Origin of the sequence: Streptomyces sp. NPDC046859 (assembly GCF_040645135.1) — a bacterium.
Classification (GTDB): domain Bacteria; phylum Actinomycetota; class Actinomycetes; order Streptomycetales; family Streptomycetaceae; genus Streptomyces.
The window spans coordinates 31,536-50,226 of the sequence record NZ_JBEYXR010000032.1 but is presented as its reverse complement, the minus strand read 5'-3'; the positions used below and the strand labels follow the sequence as shown (position 1 = coordinate 50,226).

General features: G+C 73.1%; 16 protein-coding genes and 1 pseudogene. 5 read left to right on the top strand and 12 right to left on the bottom strand.

Going from position 1 to position 18,691, the window contains the following annotated elements; translation table 11 throughout:
* The first annotated feature begins 22 nt into the window (after window positions 1-22).
* Window positions 23-1,291: a glycosyltransferase family 4 protein gene (locus ABZ899_RS31970; protein WP_361352993.1), complete on the top strand. Its 1,269-nt coding sequence runs from the start codon at window positions 23-25 to the stop codon at window positions 1,289-1,291.
* Window positions 1,288-2,127: a transferase gene (locus ABZ899_RS31965; protein ID WP_361352990.1), complete on the top strand. Its 840-nt coding sequence runs from the start codon at window positions 1,288-1,290 to the stop codon at window positions 2,125-2,127. Before ABZ899_RS31970 ends, ABZ899_RS31965 begins: the two co-directional genes overlap by 4 nt.
* A gap of 12 nt (window positions 2,128-2,139) precedes the next feature.
* Here the strand turns inward: ABZ899_RS31965 and ABZ899_RS31960 are convergent, their stop codons facing one another.
* Both ABZ899_RS31960 and ABZ899_RS31955 read right to left on the bottom strand, forming a co-directional pair.
* Entirely contained in the window at window positions 2,140-2,487 is a 348-nt protein-coding gene (locus ABZ899_RS31960; RefSeq protein ID WP_361352987.1) for a hypothetical protein, read from the bottom strand.
* 75 nt (window positions 2,488-2,562) lie between these two features.
* Window positions 2,563-3,537 carry a helix-turn-helix domain-containing protein gene (locus ABZ899_RS31955; protein WP_361352985.1) on the bottom strand — a complete coding sequence of 325 codons (975 nt, stop codon included), beginning with the start codon at window positions 3,535-3,537 and terminating at the stop codon, window positions 2,563-2,565.
* Between the two features lie 194 nt (window positions 3,538-3,731).
* On the opposite strand from ABZ899_RS31955, the gene ABZ899_RS31950 reads away from it, so the two are divergent.
* Both ABZ899_RS31950 and ABZ899_RS31945 read left to right on the top strand, forming a co-directional pair.
* The gene (locus ABZ899_RS31950; RefSeq protein ID WP_361352982.1) at window positions 3,732-4,193 is read left to right on the top strand and encodes a DUF2269 family protein; all 462 of its coding nucleotides are present in this window, start codon (window positions 3,732-3,734) and stop codon (window positions 4,191-4,193) included.
* Between the two features lie 136 nt (window positions 4,194-4,329).
* Entirely contained in the window at window positions 4,330-4,545 is a 216-nt protein-coding gene (locus ABZ899_RS31945) for a hypothetical protein (RefSeq protein ID WP_361352979.1), read from the top strand.
* Window positions 4,546-4,555: 10 nt separating this feature from the next.
* On the opposite strand, the gene tgmB is transcribed toward ABZ899_RS31945, so the two are convergent.
* The 10 genes and pseudogenes from tgmB to ABZ899_RS31895 form a co-directional block, all read right to left on the bottom strand.
* Window positions 4,556-5,530: an ATP-grasp ribosomal peptide maturase gene (tgmB, locus tag ABZ899_RS31940; RefSeq protein ID WP_361352976.1), complete on the bottom strand. Its 975-nt coding sequence runs from the start codon at window positions 5,528-5,530 to the stop codon at window positions 4,556-4,558.
* Between the two features lie 16 nt (window positions 5,531-5,546).
* Window positions 5,547-5,738: a putative ATP-grasp-modified RiPP gene (gene tgmA, locus ABZ899_RS31935; protein ID WP_361352974.1), complete on the bottom strand. Its 192-nt coding sequence runs from the start codon at window positions 5,736-5,738 to the stop codon at window positions 5,547-5,549.
* An 81-nt stretch (window positions 5,739-5,819) separates the two neighbouring features.
* Window positions 5,820-6,149: a YkvA family protein gene (locus tag ABZ899_RS31930; RefSeq protein ID WP_361352971.1), complete on the bottom strand. Its 330-nt coding sequence runs from the start codon at window positions 6,147-6,149 to the stop codon at window positions 5,820-5,822.
* 249 nt (window positions 6,150-6,398) lie between these two features.
* The gene (locus ABZ899_RS31925) at window positions 6,399-7,547 is read right to left on the bottom strand and encodes a hypothetical protein (protein WP_361352968.1); all 1,149 of its coding nucleotides are present in this window, start codon (window positions 7,545-7,547) and stop codon (window positions 6,399-6,401) included.
* 217 nt (window positions 7,548-7,764) lie between these two features.
* Window positions 7,765-8,259 carry a lamin tail domain-containing protein gene (locus tag ABZ899_RS31920; RefSeq protein WP_361353097.1) on the bottom strand — a complete coding sequence of 165 codons (495 nt, stop codon included), beginning with the start codon at window positions 8,257-8,259 and terminating at the stop codon, window positions 7,765-7,767.
* A gap of 105 nt (window positions 8,260-8,364) precedes the next feature.
* Window positions 8,365-8,572 (bottom strand): annotated as a pseudogene (locus tag ABZ899_RS31915) (hypothetical protein); the annotation flags it as partial.
* Window positions 8,573-8,729: 157 nt separating this feature from the next.
* Window positions 8,730-10,094: an FAD-dependent oxidoreductase gene (locus ABZ899_RS31910; RefSeq protein WP_361352965.1), complete on the bottom strand. Its 1,365-nt coding sequence runs from the start codon at window positions 10,092-10,094 to the stop codon at window positions 8,730-8,732.
* Between the two features lie 162 nt (window positions 10,095-10,256).
* Complete coding sequence (locus tag ABZ899_RS31905) at window positions 10,257-11,075, bottom strand: chitosanase (protein WP_361352962.1); 819 nt, start codon at window positions 11,073-11,075, stop codon at window positions 10,257-10,259.
* A 152-nt stretch (window positions 11,076-11,227) separates the two neighbouring features.
* On the bottom strand, window positions 11,228-14,002 hold the full coding sequence (locus ABZ899_RS31900; protein WP_361352959.1) for a SpoIIE family protein phosphatase: 2,775 nt from the start codon (window positions 14,000-14,002) through the stop codon (window positions 11,228-11,230).
* A gap of 44 nt (window positions 14,003-14,046) precedes the next feature.
* Entirely contained in the window at window positions 14,047-16,575 is a 2,529-nt protein-coding gene (locus ABZ899_RS31895) for a SpoIIE family protein phosphatase (RefSeq protein WP_361352957.1), read from the bottom strand.
* Window positions 16,576-16,998: 423 nt separating this feature from the next.
* Here ABZ899_RS31895 and ABZ899_RS31890 point away from each other — a divergent pair, with 423 nt between their 5' ends.
* Window positions 16,999-18,678, top strand: coding sequence for a hypothetical protein (locus ABZ899_RS31890; protein ID WP_361352954.1), 1,680 nt, complete (start codon window positions 16,999-17,001; stop codon window positions 18,676-18,678).
* Window positions 18,679-18,691: the final 13 nt, after the last annotated feature.

Here is an 18,691-nt window from a genome sequence, read left to right as displayed (position 1 = left end):
TCTCGACGCGGTCTAGTCCACCATGAAGATCTCTTTCCTGCTGCACAACGCCTACGGGATAGGGGGCACGATCACCACCACCTTCAACCTGGCCCAGGCGCTCGCCGACCGGCACGAGGTGGAGATCGTCTCGGTGCTCCGGCACCGCGAGCACCCCAACCACACGCTGGACCCGCGCGTGTCGCTCCGCCCTCTGGTGGACCTGCGGCAGGACAAGGAACACCCTCTGCATCTGCGGCCGGCCCGCGTCTTCCCCGTCGCTGAGTACCGCTACCACCAGTACAGCGAGCTGACGGACCGCCGGATCGCCGAGGCACTGGCCACCACCGACGCCGAGGTCGTCATCGGCACCCGCCCCGGCCTCAACGTGCACCTCGCACGGCAGGCACCCGAGCACGTCCTGCGCATCGGGCAGGAACACCTCACCCTCGACAACCACCCGCCCCGGCTGCGCACCACGCTGCGCCGCGCCTATCGCCGGCTCGACGTGCTCACCACCGTCACCGAGGCCGACGCCGCCGCCTACCGGCGCAAGATGCGGCTGCCCGGCGTCCGCGTGGAGGCCCTGCCCAACAGCGTGCCCGACCCCGTGCTGCCTCCCGCCGACGGCACCGCCAAGGTGATCGTCGCCGCCGGGCGGCTGGTCCCCGTCAAGCGCTACGACCTGCTCATCGAGGCGTTCGCCCCGGTCGCCGCCGCCCACCCCGACTGGCAGCTCCGCATCTACGGCAGGGGCGAGGAGCACACCCGGCTGCGCCGGCTCATCGAGCGGCTCGGCCTGAGCGACAACGCCTTCCTGATGGGCGCCGCCGCCCCGATGGAGGCGGAGTGGGTCAAGGGCTCGATCGGCGCGACCGCCGCCAACTTCGAGCCCTTCGGCATGACCATCGTCGAGGCCATGCGCTGCGGACTGCCCGTGGTCAGCACCGACTGCCCCTACGGCCCCGCCGAGATCATCGAGGACGGCGCCGACGGACGGCTCGTGCCCGTCGGCGACCGGGACGCCCTGGCCGCAGCCCTGCTGGACCTCGTAGGCGACGACGAACTGCGCCGCCGCATGGGCCGTACGGCCCTGCGCAACGCGCGGCGCTTCGGACCCGCCCCCGTGGTCGAGCAGGCCGAGCGCCTGATCGAGGCGGCGGCGACGGCCCGCCGGACCGGCCGGCCCCCGGCGCCACCGGAACCCGCACGCGTGCGCCGGGCCCTGGCCGGCCATGGGTTCGCCGCCCGGGACGCCGCCTACGCCGCGGCCTCCGCCGCCCGGCGCACGATCCGCGGAGGACAGCGATGACCAAGACGACCGGAACGGCACTCGCCACAGCGCCGCGCGCCGCCTGCACGGCCGACGCGGACGGCCGGATCACCTTCCACCTCGCCCCGCCGGACCCGGCGGCCTTCCCGTCCCCCCGGCTGCTGCTGCGGCTGCGCCCCAAGAAGGGGGAGCCCGAGAAGACCCTCCGGACGCTCGACCTCACCGCCGGCGGCGACGGACGGCTGAGCGCCGTCCTCAACCCGCTGCCCGCGCTGCCCGAGGGCCGCTGGGACCTCTATCTGCTGCCCGCACCCGACGGGGAGCGGGTGCGGTTGCGCCCCGGCCTGCGGGACCTGCGGGTCCTCGTGGACGGGCACCTCCGGGACCGGCCGTCACCGGTCGCCGTCCGTATCCCCTACGTCACCAAGGACGGGTACCTCGCGCTGCGGACCTGGCTGCGGGACGCCCACGCCGAGGTCACCGGCATCGACGTCACCGACCGGTCCACCACCGTCCGGGCCCGCCTGCACGGCGCCTCGCTCGACGCGGGGGCCTCGGTGCGGCTGCGGCTGCGGGGCGGGAAGGGCGTCGAGCGGACCGCCGCACCGCGGGCCGGGGCGGACGGCCGCGACCTCGCCTTCACCGTCGACCACACGGACCTGCTCCCCGAGGGCCGGACGGGCGACCGCGTCTGGGACGTCTTCGTCCGGGCCGGCGCCGACGCCCCCCTGATCCGCGCCGGCCGTCTGCTCGACGACGTGGCGGACCGCAAGGAGATCTTCGTCCATCCCGCGGCAACGGCCGGGGAGTTCGCGGTGCGCCCCTACTACACGGTCGACAACGACCTGGCGGTCGAGGTGGTACGGCGGACCTGAGCCGGCCACCGGTCAGGCGGCGCTGCTGCGGTCCGGCATCCGGTGCCGGCAGGTCAGGTCGTGCTCACTGCCGAGGCTGGTCCACCACCGCTCGCAGCACGCCGCGTCGAGCTCGGCCCGCACGATGGCCTCGGCGGCGTCGCCGATCCGCCCGGCCGGAGCGGCCGACTCCCGCAGCAACTGGTCCTGTTCGCCGATCACGGTCTCGCGCACCACGGCGATCACCGGCACCAGGCTGGCGGCGGCGAACAGGCACGCCGCCCACACGGGGCCGTAACGGATCTCCAGGACGGTGACCCAGGCGAGCCCGGCGCTCGTGGCCAGGTAGAGGAGGCAGAGGAGTCGGCTGGAACAGTTCATGGGCTACACCGTCCTTGGGGGGAGGATCGATACCTCTTGCCCAACTGTCGGCAGGCCAATACAGACTCGGGTGATTTATCCCACCGTTACCGAAGACGCTCCCGCGACGGTTCTTCCCTGGAAGGCGGCTCGATAGGCATAGGGCGTGGTGCCGACCACCCGCCGGAAGCGCTCACGGAACGCCGTCGGCGAGCCGAACCCGGCCTGCCGGGCGATTCGTTCGACCGGATGGTCGCTGTTCTCCAGCAGGTACTGGGCCCGCCGCACCCGTGCCCGCAGCAGCCACTGGAGCGGAGTGGTCCCGGTCTGTTCACGGAAGCGGCGGCTGAAGGTGCGCTCGCTCATCCCGGAGCGGTCCGCCATCACGGCGAGGGTGAGCTCCCCGGCCAGATTGTCCTCGATCCACTCCAGCACCGGTTCGAGCGCCGAGCCGCGCGGCACCGGCGGATGCTCGTGCACGATGAACTGCGCCTGCCCGCCCTCCCGTTCGAGCGGGACGACGGACATCCGCGCGCAGTGCGCGGCCACCGCCGAACCCAGGTCGCGGCGGATCATGTGCAGACACATGTCCAGTCCCGCGGCCGCCCCGGCCGACGTGAGGACGGAGCCGTTGTCCACGTACAGCACGTCCGGTTCCACCGCCACGGCCGGGAAGCGCCGGGCCAGTTCGTCGGTCGCCATCCAGTGGGTGGTGGCGCGCAGCCCGTCCAGCAGCCCCGCCTCGGCCAGCACGAAGGCGCCCGAGCACACGGAGGCGATCCGGGTGCCGGCCCGGGCCGCCTCGCGCAGGGCCGCCACGACGGCGTCCGAGGGCCGCCCGGAGTGGTCGGTGCCCGGCACGACGACGGTGTCCGCGTCCGCCAGCCCGTCCAGCCCCCGGTCGATGCGCAGGGCGAAGCCCTCCGTCCGCACCTCCGGCCGCTCCGCGCACAGCCGGACCCGGTACGGGCGGTGCCCGTCCGGCAGCCGCGCCCAGCTGAAGATCTGGAAGGGCGCCGCCATGTCGAACGGCACCACGTCGTCGAGGACCAGGATCGCCACGGTGTGCATGGAGGCCACCCTAGGCGGGTTCCCGCCGCCCACAGAACACCTGGTCGCAGGAGGTGGACTCCGTCGAGGCACAGGTGGAGGCGGTTGGCGGGAACCCGTGGGAAGCTGTCGTTCACGCCGCTGTGCGCGGCCGGGGACGACCTCTAGCGTGGGCGGCGCGACCACCCGCCGACACGGAGGAAACCCGGCTCCCCATGACCACGTTCCTGCTCACCCTGCACGTCCTGGCCGCGATCGTGGCCGTCGGACCCGTCACCGTGGCCGCCAGCATGTTCCCGCCCGCGGCGCGGCGCGTCCCCGCCGCCGACGGTGCCGTCGCGGTGGGAACGGTCCGCCTGCTGCACCGCATCTGCCGGGTGTACGCGGCCCTCGGAATATCGGTCCCGGTGCTCGGTCTCGCCACCGCCCTGGCCATGGGCGTGCTCGGCAGCGGCTGGCTCATCACGTCGATCACACTGACGGCGGCGGCCGCCGGGCTCCTCATCGCGTTCGTCCTGCCCGGGCAGCACGAACTGCTGGAGGAACTGGACGCCGGGCGGACCGTCGAGCGGCCCGCGACGGTCCGGCTCGCCCTGTTCACCGGCGTCTTCAATCTGCTGTGGGCCACGGTCACCGTCCTGATGATCGTGCGGCCGGGCTCCACCACAGGCACCTGAGCCCGGCACATAGCACCGGTTCGTCGCCCGTCCAAGCACTCTGGCAGAATTCGTACTTCAGTGTGCGTCGGCGCCTAGACTTCACCGCCGTGCCCAAAATGCACACAGGGCTACGACAGGAAAGGCGCGTTGACGGGTGTTCCAGGATTCCCCCATCTACGACCGGCTCATCGCGGAGCGCGGCGACATCCCCCTGCAGGTGCGCCGGGAAGCGGAACGGGTGAGCAGGGACCTGGAGTTCGTCCTTCAGCCGCTCCGGTCCCCGGGCCGCCCGCCGGTGTCCGGAGGCCAGGCCGCGCCGGCCCCGGTCTGGCAGCGCACCGCCCTGCCGCCGGGGCCCGCGTCGTTCTGAACTCGCCCCGTCAGACCATCGTCGCGTCCGCGTCACCACTGTGTGCCGGCCGTCCCGGCACCGGGGTGGCGAGCCACTCGGCGATGGACCGGGCGATCGGCTGTCCGGTGTCCACCTCGACGAATCCGAACTGACCGGACTGGTTGCACTCCAGGAACCACCACGTCCCGTCGGCGTCCTCGGCGAAGTCGAACGCCCCGTAGGCGAGTCCGGCCCCGCGCAGATAGGCGTGGACGCCCCCGGCGACCCGCGCCCCCACCTCGACGGGCCGCCACGGGCTGTCGGACGGCGCGAACCGCACGTCCACCTCGGCGTCGGCACCGGCCGGCTTGCGGGCGGCCAGCAACTCCCCGCCGACGGCGGTGAGCCGGATGTCGGCGCGCTTGGCGATCCGCCGCTGCAGCAGGGTCGGACCGAACGCCACCGCGGAGAAGTCCGCGTCCGGGGCCACCCTGCTGGTCGGCACCGCCCGGGGCGGGTCCTGCGGATGCGCGCCCGACACCGGCTTGACCACCAGATCCCGGTGACGCGCGGCGAACTCCCTCGCCGCCTGCGGGAACGTCGTGATCAACGTGGCGGGCACGGCCAGCCCGCAGCGCTGGGCGAGCCGCAGCTGCCACGGCTTGTAGCGGGCCCGGCGGGCCGCGTCCGGATGGTTCATCCAGCGCAGGTTGCTGGCCCGCAGCATCCCGTACAGGGCCTGACCGCCCTCCTCCGCGAGCCAGGGTGAGGGAGCGGCGGCCCGCGCCGCTGCGGCACCCGGCCGGCGTACCCATACCGACCGCAGCCCGCTCAGGGCCACCAGCCGTCCACCGGACGACAGATGGCCGTGGAAGGTGCCGTGCGCGTACTCGCCGGACAGCGCCACATCACCGGTCAGGTCGGCGGGGTCGAGCCGGACCACCGGGACGCCGGCGGCGTTCAGGTGCACGACCACCATGTCCGCCGTCACGTCCTCTTCGTTGGTCAGAATCAAGACGGTCATCTTCGGCGTCCTGTGTTCAGTCGTCGAAGTGAGTCTTGGAACCCGCAGTCGATGTCGTGGTGCCCAATTCCCGCAGGAGCGCGTGATCGCTGGCGGCTATGCGCCCGTCACACAGCACGTTCAACTGCAGACCGGAGTCGTAGACGTACACAGCGGCGATATCCAACTCCGCTGCCGGCCGTGCGTAGTTGAGCGCGAACGGTTGCATCGTCTCTCCCTCACAGGTGCTGCTCCGATCGAGCCTGGTCACCCAGCGGCGTCACGCTGCCCGACGCCCTTCGGTTTCCACTTACTTAAACGAATCGAACGAGTGGTTGGTTTCCTTACTTTCCGTGACCAACGGCGTCCGGTGGCCCGTCCCGGGCGAACGGCGCAGTGTGCGCAGTGCCAGCAAGAGCACGCCGACGTCGTCGAGATACACGGGATCGGGCATCAGATCGGTGGGCAGCACGAGATACAGGACGGCTCCCCAGAAGACCCAGCGGGGGCCGGTCGGCAGCCCGGCGCGGCGCATCATGCGCCGGGTGCGCACCAGACGCGTCAGGACCGCGACGGCCACGGCGAGCACGACGGCCGCCAGGGCCGCCGCCGCGACGATCCATGTGGTGCTCAGCTCCACGGGGTCCTCCTCCCGGCGGTGGCGCACGCCACACGCTCCGCAAGTCGGATTCCCCCTCACGCCGCGCACATGGCATGACGGCGGTCACCCGGCCGCATCACGTCACCCGTCAGGACGGAAGACGCGCGATCGAGCCCGGTCACCTGCTCGGGCCGGCGTACGAAACCGTCCAGCGCCCCACCGAAGCGCCTCCGACCGTTGCGGTACGCCTTCCCGGGGCATCCGGCGCAGAGGCCGTACGGCGGGCCGTCAGCGGTCGGCGTTCTCCCGGGGCCGTTCGGCGGCCTCCTCGGGGGCGGTGGCCTGCTTGCGGACCCACGCCGAGGCCTTGAGCCGTTCGAAGGTGCGGGTCAGCTGCTGGAGCGGGGAGGCGGCGGGGTCTGCGGGCGGCGCGGGCGGCAGCGCGGCCACGGCGTCCGCGGACTCCCGGAACGCGGCCAGCGCGGCGTGCGCCTCCTCGGCGGCCTCCCGGTACAGGTCCCGTGACTTCGTCATCGCGTCGAGCGCCTCGGCGTACATCCGCACCAGCTCGCGCTCGCGCCGCAGTTCCTCCTCGACGGTGAGCAGGCTCCAGTCGTCGCGCAGCGCGGTCAGGGTGCCGTCGGCGCCGGCCGGAAGCGCGTGCGGCAGCGCCGCGTAGCGGGTGACGGCGTGGATGAGCTCGGCCGGCTCGGTGCCGTCCAGGAAGACGGTGCGGACGGTGAAGTCGTCCGGGTCGTAGCCGGACGGCGCCGGGGTCGCGGGGAGCACGACGGCGCCGCCGCGCGGAAGCTGCGGGCCGAGGTCGCGCAGGGCGTAGTTGACCACGCGCAGCTGGCTGGGGACGGCCCGGTGCTCCACCACCCGGTGCCGCAGGCCCGGCGGCAGCATGCCGGCCAGCGGGGTGCGGCCGCGCTCGTCCGTGGTCATGGCCTCGTGGACGAGGACGTGGACGCTCCCGCCGTCCCGGACGGCGTCCCGCAGCAGGCGCCGTACGGCCTTGTCGTCCGTGGGCAGGAGGTTGACGGTGCCCAGGGGGAGGCCGGTGGCTGCGTCGTGCGCCCAGGGCGCGTCGTCCTCCTCGGGCCAGAACAGGGCGGCCGGGGACGGCCACCGGGGGTCCCAGGGTGCCTCGGCCTCCGCGGCGAGCGTCCACACGCGGGCGTCGCCGCCGCTCTCCGCCAGCTCCAGCCGGGCACGGACGGTCACCGCGCCGGCGACCCGCCAGCGGGCCTCGAAGGCCGTCGCGTCGCTTCCGTCGGGGCCGGGTCGTTCCCGGAAGTCGTCGAGGGTGCCGCTGTCCTTGTGCCGGGTGAGGGCGGTCAGCAGGTCGTCCCGCGCTGCGGGTCCTCGGTGCCGGCCGCGGGCCGACCACACGGTGGGGGGAGTCATGGGGCGGGTGCGGGAGGAGCTGGGCATGAGTCCATCTGTGGCCGGGGGCGCGTGCTCCGTCCAGTATCGTCACCGCGCGCCCGGAACGGGTCAGCGGGGGTGCACACGGGGTGTGTGTCGCGCGCACCGACCGGCCGGCGCTCACTCGTGGTCCGGGTCGTGGGCGGCCGTGACAATGGCTCGGTGAGCGGGACCCGTCCACCATCCGCATCGGGACGGGTCCCCTCGTCGGCCGGTCGGCCGGTCAGCTGTGGAACGTGATGTACCCGTTGCCGTCCCGGTCGTTCTGGCTCTTGGTGTAGGAGTGCGAGTCGGCACCCGCCCCCGACGGCTTGTACAGGTAGATCGTGTCCTTGTCGTTGTTCCACATGAAGTTGCAGTTGTTGCGGTAGACGACGTTGCCCGCGTCGGAGTCGGTGCCGCGGCCGCCCCGGAGCTTCACGTAGTCACCCGGCTGGAGGTAGTGGCTGCGGGTGAACGTGAACTTGTTGCCGGCCTTGTCCTTCACCACGTAGCCCTTGAGATCGACCGTGGAGCCCGACGAGTAGTTCTTGACCGTCAGGTACTCCTCGTCGGTGTTCCCGGTGCTGCAGCTGTTGGAGTCGCTGCCGGGCGCGTCGTACTGGACGCCACGGACCTTCAGCGCCGACGAGTACTCGGTGGCCTGGGCCGGGGCGGCGGTCAGGGCCGCGAGGGCGCCGGCGGCGACGGCCGTCGTGGCGATCGTGCGTATGCGCATGGAGAAACATCCCGCCTGTATGAAGCTTGTGTGAAGATCAGGAGTGTATACAACCATGCCGACTGTGCCGTCCACTTCACGGAAACGTGAGACGCGGCAGCCTCGGTGGGGGTATGCCCGCGGCGGCCGTCGACGGGGGAGTCCGTCGCCGAACTCCTCGATTGCCCCGGGCGAGGACGGTGGCGTCGAGGCGGAAGTGCCGCGCCATGAGCGAATTGACGAACGGTTCGCCGCCCCGGGTCGGCTCGGTGAACCGCACGGCGCCGAACTCCCCGCGCACGGCCGCCGCGACGGCACCCTGGACGATGCCCGGCCGCTCCGTCGTGCCGAGTCCCTCTTCGTCCCGGGTTCGAGAAGCGAGAACGCCCGGGGAGGCCGGCAGGAGGTGATCTTCGCGGCCCGCTGTTCCCATGGGAAAGGGCCGGGGTTCGCGGCCCCGGCCCTTTCCTGTCGTGCTCGCGTGTGCGCGCTTACGCGCCGCTCTCCCGCAGCATGTCCTCGCGCTCGACGATCTTCACGCGCTCACGGCCCTGGGGCTCGCCCAGCGCCTTCTCGGCGGCGTCGAGCTTGTACCAGCCCTCCCACGTCGTGAAGCGGATCTCACGCTCGGCCAGGAACGTCTCGACGGCCTCCGGCTCGGGCGAGGCCGGCGTCTGCAGGCGGCCGTTCGCGAAGTCGTCCAGCAGGTTCGCCACGGTCTCGTTCGCGTCGCCCTTGGTGTGGCCGATGAGGCCCACCGGGCCACGCCGGATCCAGCCGGTGACGTACGTCGACCGCAGGTGCTCGCCGGACTCCTGGACGACCCGGCCGCCCTGGTCGGGGACGGTGCCCGAGTCGATGTCCCACGGCAGCTTGGGGAGCTTGTCGGACAGGTAGCCGACCGCGCGGTAGACGGCGGTGACGTCCCAGTCCTTGAACTCGCCGGTGCCCTTGACGTTGCCGGTGCCGTCGAGGGCGGTGCGCTCGGTGCGCAGGCCCACGACCTTGCCGTCCTCGCCGAGGATCTCCGAGGGCGACTCGAAGAAGTGCAGGAACAGCTTGTGCGGCCGGTCGCCGACGTCGCGGATCGCCCAGTTCTCCAGCGTCTTGGCGACCATGTCGGCCTGCTTGTTGCCGCGCCGCGTCTCGATCGAGCCCGGGTCGTAGTCGATGTCCTCGGGGTCGACGATGACCTCGATGGTGGGGGAGTGGTCGAGCTCCCGCAGCTCCATCGGGGAGAACTTCGCCTGCGCGGGGCCGCGGCGGCCGAACACGTGGATCTCCACGGCCTTGTTCGCCTTGAGGCCCTCGTGGACGTTCGGCGGGATCTCCGTCGGGAGCAGCTCGTCGGCGGTCTTGGCCAGGATGCGGGCCACGTCCAGCGCGACGTTGCCGACACCGAGGACGGCGACCTTCTCCGCCTCCAGCGGCCAGGTGCGCGGCACGTCCGGGTGCCCGTCGTACCAGGAGACGAAGTCGGCCGCGCCGTACGAGCCGTCGAGGTCGATGCCCGGTATGCGCAGCTCGCGGTCGGCCGTCGCGCCCGTGGAGAAGATCACGGCGTCGTAGAACGCGCGCAGGTCGTCCAGGCTGATGTCATTGGGGTAGTCGACGTTGCCGAAGAGGCGGATCTGCGGCTTGTCGAGCACCTGGTGCAGGGCCGTGACGATGCCCTTGATCCGCGGGTGGTCGGGGGCCACGCCGTAGCGGATCAGTCCGAAGGGCGCGGGCATCCGCTCGAACAGGTCGATGGACACACCGGGTTCGGCGGCCACCTCGGACTTGAGCAGCGCGTCGGCCGCGTAGATCCCGGCGGGGCCGGCTCCGACGATGGCTACCCGCAGGGGGCGGGGCATGATCAGGTTCCCTTCGAGAGGCGATAGATCGACTCGAGGGAAGCCTAAACTAAGGCAAACCTTACCCGGTACACGGGTCCGGTCTATGAGCTCATAGATCAATTCTATGACCGGTTCGGGGTGTGCGGGCCGCCGGCTGCGGAGGCGGCGGCCCGCCCCCGGTCAGTCGATGTGGAAGCTGTCGCCGTACACCTTCCAGTCCAGCGGGGTCCGCAGATCGAGGTTGCCCGCGCGCAGGAAGACCCGCTGGGCGGTGTCCACCCTGCTGGTGTCGCTGTGCGCCTCCTCCTGCCTCATGGCCCACACCCGCGCGTCCAGGAAGGCGTCGAGCCAGGCGGTCTCGTCGCCGCCCTCGGCGGGCGGGCGGGCCCGGCCCAGGGCGCGGCGGCGGATGCTGCGGAAGCTCGTGGGGTCTGTGCCGTCGCCGTGCATGACGATGGCGTCGTAGTAGGCGAACTGGCCGAGGGCGCGCAGTCCGTCCGCCTTGCCCTGGCGGACGGCCGGGTCGAAGTACACCCGGTCCCGCTCGTCGTTCTGCGCCGTCTTGAACGCCCGGTCCCCGGCGGCGCGCGCCCAGTCCCGCGGGTAGTCGGGGTCGAGCCCGTCGTGCGAGTCGGTGCCGTTCACCCGGCGCAGGGCCGGCAGGTAGCGGGCGAGGATGTTGCCGGGGCGGCGGTCCGCGTACAGCTCGACCAGGTCGAGCATGTCGCCCGTGCCGGAGCAGAAGCCGATGATGCCGGCGGTGTAGCCGCGGCCGTCGCCGATGTCCTCGATGTAGCGGTACTGCGCCTTCCAGTCGAGCGAGGAGTTCTCGGCGCTCGACACGAGCTGCATGGCGACCTCCTTCTTCGCCGGGTCGTCGAGTCCGGCCGCCGCGTGACGGGCGGCGGCGGGCGGGGCGTTCAGGAGCGGGACGGACGCGAGAGCCGCGCCGCACGCGGTCAGCAGGGTGCGTCGGGGCACGGGTGTGGGGTGCTTCACGGCGACTCCGATTCATCGTGGGGGAGGGAGGAAGGGCCGTACGTGCACTGATAGGAAGGTTTCCTATCAGACGCGGGACATGCCGAACAGCGGGCGCGTCAAAGGTTCGTACCTATGCACAAAGAGGCCGTGCGGCTGGGGGCGGTGGACCGCTACGGCAGGGGCTGCGCCGCCCAGATCACCTTGCCCGAAGGCAGATAGCGGGTGCCCCAGCGCTCCGCCAGCTGGGCGACCAGGAACAGGCCGCGGCCGCCCTCGTCCGTCATCGTCGCGTAGCGCAGATGCGGCGAGGTGCTGCTGCTGTCGAAGACCTCGCAGATCAGGCTGCGGTCGCGCAGCATCCGCACCCGGATCGGCTCCCCGCCGTACCGGATGGCGTTGGTCACCAGCTCGCTGAGGATCAGCTCCGTGGCGAACGTCAGCTCGCCCAGCCCCCACTCCTCCAGGGTCCGGGTCACCGCCGCCCGCACCCGAGCCACGGCCGCCGGGTCCGACGGCACCTCCCACTCGGCGACCCGGTCCGTCCCGAGCGCACGGGTGCGCGCCACGATCAGCGCGATGTCGTCGTTCTGCCGGTCCGGCAGCCGCGCCTCCAGCACGGCACGGCAGGTCTCGTCGGGGGTCCGCCCGGCGCCCGCCAGCGCCTGCCGCAGCAGTTCCAGGCCCTCGTCGATGTCGTGCTCGCGGTCCTCCACGAGCCCGTCGGTGTACAGCACGAGCCGGCTGTCCGGCGCCAGCTCGAGCTCCGCCGTCTCGAACGGCAGCCCGCCCAGACCCAGCGGCGGCCCCGTCGGCACGTCCGGAAACTCCACCGAGCCGTCCGGACGGACGACGGCCGGTGGCGGATGCCCGGCCCGCGCGATCGTGCACCGCCGGGAGACCGGGTCGTAGACCGCGTACAAGCACGTCGCGCCGGTCACCGGGGCGGTGTCGGCGTCCTCCGCCTCGTCCTGGTCGATCCGGGCCACCAGCTCGTCCAGCAGCCCGAGCAGCTCGTCGGGCGGCAGGTCCAGGGCCGAGAAGTTGTGCACCGCCGTGCGCAGCCGGCCCATCGTGGCCGCCGCGTGCAGACCGTGGCCGACGACGTCCCCGACGACGAGTGCGACCCGGGCCCCGGACAGCGGCAGCACGTCGAACCAGTCGCCGCCCACGCCCGCCTGCGCCGGCAGATAGCGGTAGGCGACGTCCAGCGCGCTCTGCTCCGGCAGCCGGCGCGGCAGGAGGCTGCGCTGCAGCGTCACCGCCATGCCGTGCTCACGCGTGTACCGGCGGGCGTTGTCGATGGACACGGCGGCCCGGGCGACCAGTTCCTCGGCGAGCGACAGCTCCTCCGAGTCGAACGGCACGGACTTGTGCGCCCGCCAGAAGCTCACCACGCCCAGCACCAGCGAACCCGCCCGCAGCGGCACCGTGATCAGCGAGTGGATGCCGAACTCCACCACCTGCGCCGACCGTTCCAGATCCTGCGCGCGCCAGCCCGGCGCCTCCTCCAGCCGCGGCTCGACCACGGCGTGCGCGCCCTTCAGCGCCCGGGCCTGCGGCGAGGAGTCCACGAACCGGATCTGCCGGCCCACCGGGTACAGCGGCGCGCCCTCGCGTGTCCCGCTGAGCGCGCACCGCCGGACCAGGGTCATCGTCTCCGGCTGTCCGCCGTCCAGCACCGCGTCGAACAGGTCGACGGTCGCGTAGTCCGCGAACCGGGGCACGGCGATCTCCGCCAGTTCCTCCGCGGTTCGGGTGACGTCCAGAGAGGTGCCGATGCGGACGCCGGCGTCGTACAGCATGTCCAGGCGCTCGCGGGCCTCCTCCGCCCGGCCCGACAGAGCCCGCAGCTCCGTCGAGTCCCGGACCGTGGCCACACTGCCGGACGGGCGGCCGCGCAGATGTGTGGGCCGCTGATTGACCGCCAGCAGACGGTCCTTGACCAGGTGCACCTCGTCCGTGGCCGTCCGGCCCGAGTGCAGCAGCTCGGCGGTCTCGGGGGCGAGCCCCAGGTCGAGGACCCGGCGCCCCTGCGCGCCCTCGGGCAGGTCGAGCAGCCGGTGCGCCTCGTCGTTGGCGAGCAGCAGCCGGCCCTCGTCGCCGACGATGACGACGCCCTCGCGCACCGCGTGCAGCACCGCGTCGTGGTGCTCGTACATGCGGGTCATCTCGTCCGGCCCCAGGCCGTGCGTCTGCCGCAGCAGCCGCCGGCTGACCAGGGCCGTGCCCGCCGTGGACAGCAGCAGCGCGGCGGCCGCGGCGCTCAGCACCAGCGGCAGCTGCCGGTCGGCGGTGCCGCCCACGGTGTCCGTGGTGATCCCCGCCGACACCAGCCCCACCACCCGGCCGGCCGGATCCTCTACGGGCGCCACCGCCTGCACGAGGGGGCCGATCGTCCCGTTGATCTCCTCGACCACGACGTCACCGGCCCGCGCCGGCTCGATCGTGCCGACGAAACGCTTGCCGATGCGGTCCGGCTTGGGGTGCGTGTAGCGCAGGCCGTCGGTGTTCATGACGACGATGAAGTCCACGCCCGTCGCCTTGCGGGCCGCCTCGGCCCTCGGCTGCAGGACGGCGGTGGGATCGGGCTCGTCCAGCGCCTGCCGTGTGCCCGGCGCGTTCGCGAACGCCTCGGCGACCGCCACCGAACGGTTGCGGGCCTCCCGCGTGCTGTCGTACCGCACCTGCAGCACCAGCGCGACCACCGCGGCGACGACCAGCAGCAGCACGATCACGACCTGCAGGACGAACACCTGACCGGCCAGACTGCGCCCGCCGACCGTCGACCGCACCGCGGAGAACCACCCCTGGTGCCGCCCCGGCTCCTCCGCCGGGGCGGGTCCGCGTCCGGGCGCGACGGCGATGCGGCCGGGCGCCGTACGGGCGCGCCGACCGTCGGGACGACGGGCCGACCGGGCCCCCGAGCGACCCCGTAGTCGGACCATGTGCCCATGTCTACACTGCCGCGCCCCGCGAGGCGAGACCCCCCCTACATCGGCCGCAGCGGCATGGAACGCCGGGTCGCGAGCAGCAGGGCGATGTCGTCGGGGCGGTCCGCCGTGTGCCGGGCCGCCGAGGTGAGCCGGTCGGCCATGGCCGACAGCGAGCGCCCGCCCGGACGTCCGCCCGGCGCATCGGACCGGGCCAGCGCCACCCGCAGCGCGCTGATCCCGACGTCGATGTCGACGCCGGGCCGCTCCACGAGGCCGTCCGTGTACAGCGCGAGCACGGCCTCCGGCTCGACACGCAGCTCCGTGACCGGGTACCGGGCCTGCGGATCCACGCCCAGGACCACCCCGCCGGGGAGGTCCAGCACCCGCGTGCGGCCGTCGGGGCCGCGCAGCAGCGGGCGCGGATGCCCGGCCACCGCCGCGTGCGCGAGCCCGGTCGCCGGGTCGAGCCGGATGTAGCAGCAGCTGGCGAACAGCCCGGCGTCGAGGTCGATGAGCAGGTGGTTGGTGCCGCTCATGACCTCGTCGGGCGGCCGGTCGCCGAGCGCGAAGGCCCTGACGGCGCTGCGCAGCTGGCCCATGGTGGCGGCCGCCTGAACGCCGTGCCCCTGTACGTCGCCGATGACCAGAGCCATCCCGTCCCCGGCGGCCACGACGTCGTACCAGTCACCGCCGACCTCCATGCCCTGGGTGCCGGGCAGATAGCGGCCGGTGGTCTCCATCAGCGGGTGCTGCGACAGCCGCCGGGGCAGCAGCGCCTGCTGCAGCCCACGGGCGAGGGCCGCCTCGCTCTCGTAGCGCTGCGCCTTCTCCATGGCGTGCGCGATCAGCCCGGCCAGCGCGGTCAGGACCGTGCGTTCCTCGTTGCTGAAGCTGCGCGGCCGGTCGAAGCCGAGGATGCAGGAGCCGACGAGGCGCCCGGAGGCGATCAGCGGCAGAAAGGCGCGCGAGCCCTCCTCCGCGTCCAGGGCGATCCCCGGATAGGCCTCGGCGAGCTGCCGCATCGACTCGAAGAAGAGGGGGCGGCCGCCGGTCAGGGTCTCCACACCGGGCAGCCGCTCGTCCATCCCCACCCCCTCGAACGGCGCCAGGAACCCCTTGGGGAAGCCGGTCTCCCACGCCAGGTACAGGTGCCGCTCCTGCAACAGGTAGATCGCCAGCCGGTTGCCGCCGAACGCGGGCAGCAGTTCCCGCATCACCACGGCGGACACCTGACGGGCGGTGACGGCCTCGGTCAGGGCGATGGCGAGGATGATGGGGCGGTACAGCGGGGAGAGCGAGCCGGTCCCCGGGGGCTGGGGGGCCGGCTGTTCCTCCGGTGGACCCGACGAGGCGTCCGTGACCCGGTGCCCGAGGCGGACCGTGCAGGTCAGGAAGTCGGCGCCCGGATAGACGGACAGGGCGAGCCAGTCGCCGGAGAACGGGTGCGGGGGGCGCTCGCGCCCCGGCCCGGACGGTCTTCGGACGTGGAAGTGCACCGGGTCCGGGGACAGCAGCGCGCCGCGCAGATGGTCCTCCAGGGTCGGCTGGTTCAGCCAGGGCACCCCCTCCCACAGCGTGCGTCCCAGCAACTCGGTGCGTGGGCGGCGCAGCAGCCTCGCCGCGTGCGGGTTGGCGTAGACGACATGGCCCAGCCGGTCCAGGCACAGCACTCCGTCCGGCAGCAGATCGGCGGCCGCGTCCGCCACCGAACCCGGCCGCGGGTCGAGGACGACGCCGCGCACCACCGGCGGCGCGGCGGGGCCCGGCGCGTCCGTGCGCGGACCCCACACCTCGACCAGCCGGGGCCCGCCGTGCGGGGCGCGGACGTACAGCGGCAGTGCGGGCGTCCGTCCCCCGGCCGCCTCGCGCAGCACCGCCAGGACCCGCTCGGCGTCGGCGGGGGCGAGGGCCGCCGCGAACGACTCCGCCGTGGCGGGCAGGTCCGCGGACGGCACGTCCAGTACGCCGTTCAGCCACGCGTCCACCGTGAGCTCGCCGGTCTCCGGCCGCCAGGCGAAACGCCCGACGTGCCCGGAGGGCTGCCGGCTGGCCGGTGGGCGCACGCACAGCGGGCCGCCTTCCCAGGCGACCCTGTCCGGAACCTGGCCGTCCAGCTTCTCCAGCGCCGCCCCCAGCTCCTCGGCCAGCCGTCTCAGGCGTTCACGCACCGGCATCAGTTCGGTGGCGTCCGTCGTCGAGGGCCGCAGCACCGTCAGTACGCCGAAGACCGTCGAGGCCCCGGCCACGGGCAGGGCCAGGGAGCCGAACTGGAACGGCAGGGCCGCCGCGAACTGGGGGTAGCGCCGCATCGTCTCCGTCGCGTTCGGCAAGGTCACCTCGACGCCGAGCCGGAAGGAGTCGGCCACCGGGAAGGGCCGGTCGACGTGGACCCGCCACCACGGCCGGAACAGGGGACCCGGCAGCCCTTCCAGCACCGCGAGGCGCAGCAGCCCGGGCGTGCGGGACCGCAGATAGACCCCGGCAGCGTGGCCGCCGGACGCACTGATCGCCTGTGCGCAGACATCGATCAGCAGTGCCGCCAGCCTGCCGGACCTCCGATCCGCGCTCTCGGCGCTCCCAGTCATCGGTCCTACCTCGTCCGTACCCATCGCGCGTGCGACACAGCAAGAATGCGCCAGGACACACCTCGCCCGCACCTGGGCGGCAGGGCCCGGCCACGGCGGCCGGACGGATCGCATGGCGTCGCGTGCCGCGCGCGTACTCGTCCCGGCCGCGGCCGAGCCCCCGGCCGGGATCCGGCCGGGGGTCCGCCGGTCGCCGGCCCGGCGCGTGGCGCGCCGGCCGGCCGGGCACATCAGCAGAAGGGGGACCGACGGCGGGCGAGCGGCCGCGTCCACCGCGCGCCGTCCGCGTTGGGGAGCCCCACGGGACGGGCCCCGGCCCGCTACCGGAGCGGCCCCCTTCCCGTTGTCGGTGCGACACCCCCGCCCCGCCACCGGGCCCCGGGCACCTCGGTGGTGGCGGCGCCGCCAGGCAGGAGAGCGACGATGGACCCCTACGACCTCGGTACCCGCACCCGTCCCGTGACCACGTCCCGCGCGCAGGCCCAGCTCTGGTTCGACCGGGGCCTGACCTGGACGTACGCCTTCCACCACGAGGAGGCCGTCGCCTGTTTCGAGGCCGCCGCCGAGGCCGACCCGGACTGCGCCATGGCGTACTGGGGGATCGCCTACGCCCTCGGCCCGAACTACAACAAGCCCTGGGAGGCCTTCGACGACAAGGACCTCGCCGGCACCGTCGAGCGCACCCACGCCGCCGTGGAACGCGCCCACGAGAAGGCCGCGACGGCCACCCCGGTCGAACAGGCCCTGATCTCCGCGCTGCGCGCCCGCTACCCGCAGAGCCGGGCGGTGCCGGACTGCTCCGTCTGGAACGCCCCCTACGCCGACCGGATGCGCGCCGTCCACGAACTCGCCCCCGACGATCCGGACGTCGCCACGCTCTACGCCGACGCCCTGATGAACCTCACCCCCTGGCAGCTGTGGGATCTCAGGACCGGTGAGCCGGCCGAGGGCGCGCGCACCTCGGAGGCCAAGGAGGTCCTGGAGCGGGCGCTCGCCGACCCGCGGGGGCGCGACCACCCCGGCGTGGCGCACATGTACGTCCACCTCATGGAGATGTCCCCGGCGCCGGAGCTCGCCCTGACCGTCGCCGACCGGCTGCGCCACCTGGTGCCCGACGCGGGGCACTTGCTGCACATGCCCTCCCATCTGGAGGTGCTGTGCGGCGACTACCGGCGCGTGGTCTCGGACAACACGGCGGCGATCGCGGCCGACGAGAAGTACCGCGCGCGGGCCGGGGCGATGAACTTCTACACCCTGTACCGCTCGCACAACTACCACTTCAAGATCTACGGGGCGATGTTCCTCGGGCAGAGCGAGGTGGCCCTGGACACCGTGGCGCAGCTCGAGGCGTCCATCCCCGAGGACCTGCTGAGGGTGCAGAGCCCGCCGATGGCCGACTGGCTGGAGGGCTTCCTCGCCATGCGCGTCCACGCCCTGATCCGCTTCGGCCGCTGGGACGACATCCTGGCCCTGCCGCTGCCCGCCGACCCCGAGCTGTACAGCGTCACCACCGCGATGACGCACTACGCGCGCGGGGTCGCCCTCTCCTCGACGCGTCGCGTGCGGGAGGCGGAGGAGGAGCGAAGGCTCTTCCACGAGGCGGTCGCCCGGGTGCCCGCCACCCGCATGCTCTTCAACAACACCTGCGCCGACATCCTGGAGATCGCCGGGGCGATGCTCGACGGCGAGCTGAAGTACCGCAAGGGGGACCACGTCGCCGCGTTCGCCGCGCTGGAACGCTCCATCGCACTGGACGACAACCTCCCCTACGACGAGCCGTGGGGCTGGATGCAGCCCACCCGGCACGCCTATGGCGCCCTCCTTCTCGAACAGGGCCGGGTCGCCGAGGCCGAGGCGGTCTACCGGGCCGACCTCGGCCTGGACGACACCCTGCCGCGCCCCTGCCGGCACCCGAACAACGTCTGGTCCCTGCACGGCCTCCACGAGTGCCTGGTGCGCCTCGGCCGGACCGGGGAGGCGCACATGGTGGCCCAGCAGCTGCGGCTCGCCGCCGCCCTGGCCGACGTACCGGTGGAGGCGTCCTGCTACTGCCGGCTCGACACGGGCGGTACGGGTACCGGGGACGCCTGCTGCTCCGGGTGAGGGGCCGCTCGTA

Bases quoted from the DNA above. Each gene is read 5' to 3' on its own strand.
- ABZ899_RS31895 (WP_361352957.1), bottom strand. From the start codon at position 16,575: ATGACTGGGAGCGCCGAGAGCGCGGATCGGAGGTCCGGCAGGCTGGCG.
- ABZ899_RS31950 (WP_361352982.1), top strand. From the start codon at position 3,732: ATGACCACGTTCCTGCTCACCCTGCACGTCCTGGCCGCGATCGTGGCC.
- ABZ899_RS31920 (WP_361353097.1), bottom strand. From the start codon at position 8,259: ATGCGCATACGCACGATCGCCACGACGGCCGTCGCCGCCGGCGCCCTC.
- ABZ899_RS31910 (WP_361352965.1), bottom strand. From the start codon at position 10,094: ATGCCCCGCCCCCTGCGGGTAGCCATCGTCGGAGCCGGCCCCGCCGGG.
- tgmA (WP_361352974.1), bottom strand. From the start codon at position 5,738: ATGCAACCGTTCGCGCTCAACTACGCACGGCCGGCAGCGGAGTTGGAT.
- ABZ899_RS31955 (WP_361352985.1), bottom strand. From the start codon at position 3,537: ATGCACACCGTGGCGATCCTGGTCCTCGACGACGTGGTGCCGTTCGAC.
- ABZ899_RS31965 (WP_361352990.1), top strand. From the start codon at position 1,288: ATGACCAAGACGACCGGAACGGCACTCGCCACAGCGCCGCGCGCCGCC.
- ABZ899_RS31970 (WP_361352993.1), top strand. From the start codon at position 23: ATGAAGATCTCTTTCCTGCTGCACAACGCCTACGGGATAGGGGGCACG.
- ABZ899_RS31890 (WP_361352954.1), top strand. From the start codon at position 16,999: ATGGACCCCTACGACCTCGGTACCCGCACCCGTCCCGTGACCACGTCC.
- ABZ899_RS31960 (WP_361352987.1), bottom strand. From the start codon at position 2,487: ATGAACTGTTCCAGCCGACTCCTCTGCCTCCTCTACCTGGCCACGAGC.
- ABZ899_RS31925 (WP_361352968.1), bottom strand. From the start codon at position 7,547: ATGCCCAGCTCCTCCCGCACCCGCCCCATGACTCCCCCCACCGTGTGG.
- ABZ899_RS31900 (WP_361352959.1), bottom strand. From the start codon at position 14,002: ATGGTCCGACTACGGGGTCGCTCGGGGGCCCGGTCGGCCCGTCGTCCC.
- tgmB (WP_361352976.1), bottom strand. From the start codon at position 5,530: ATGACCGTCTTGATTCTGACCAACGAAGAGGACGTGACGGCGGACATG.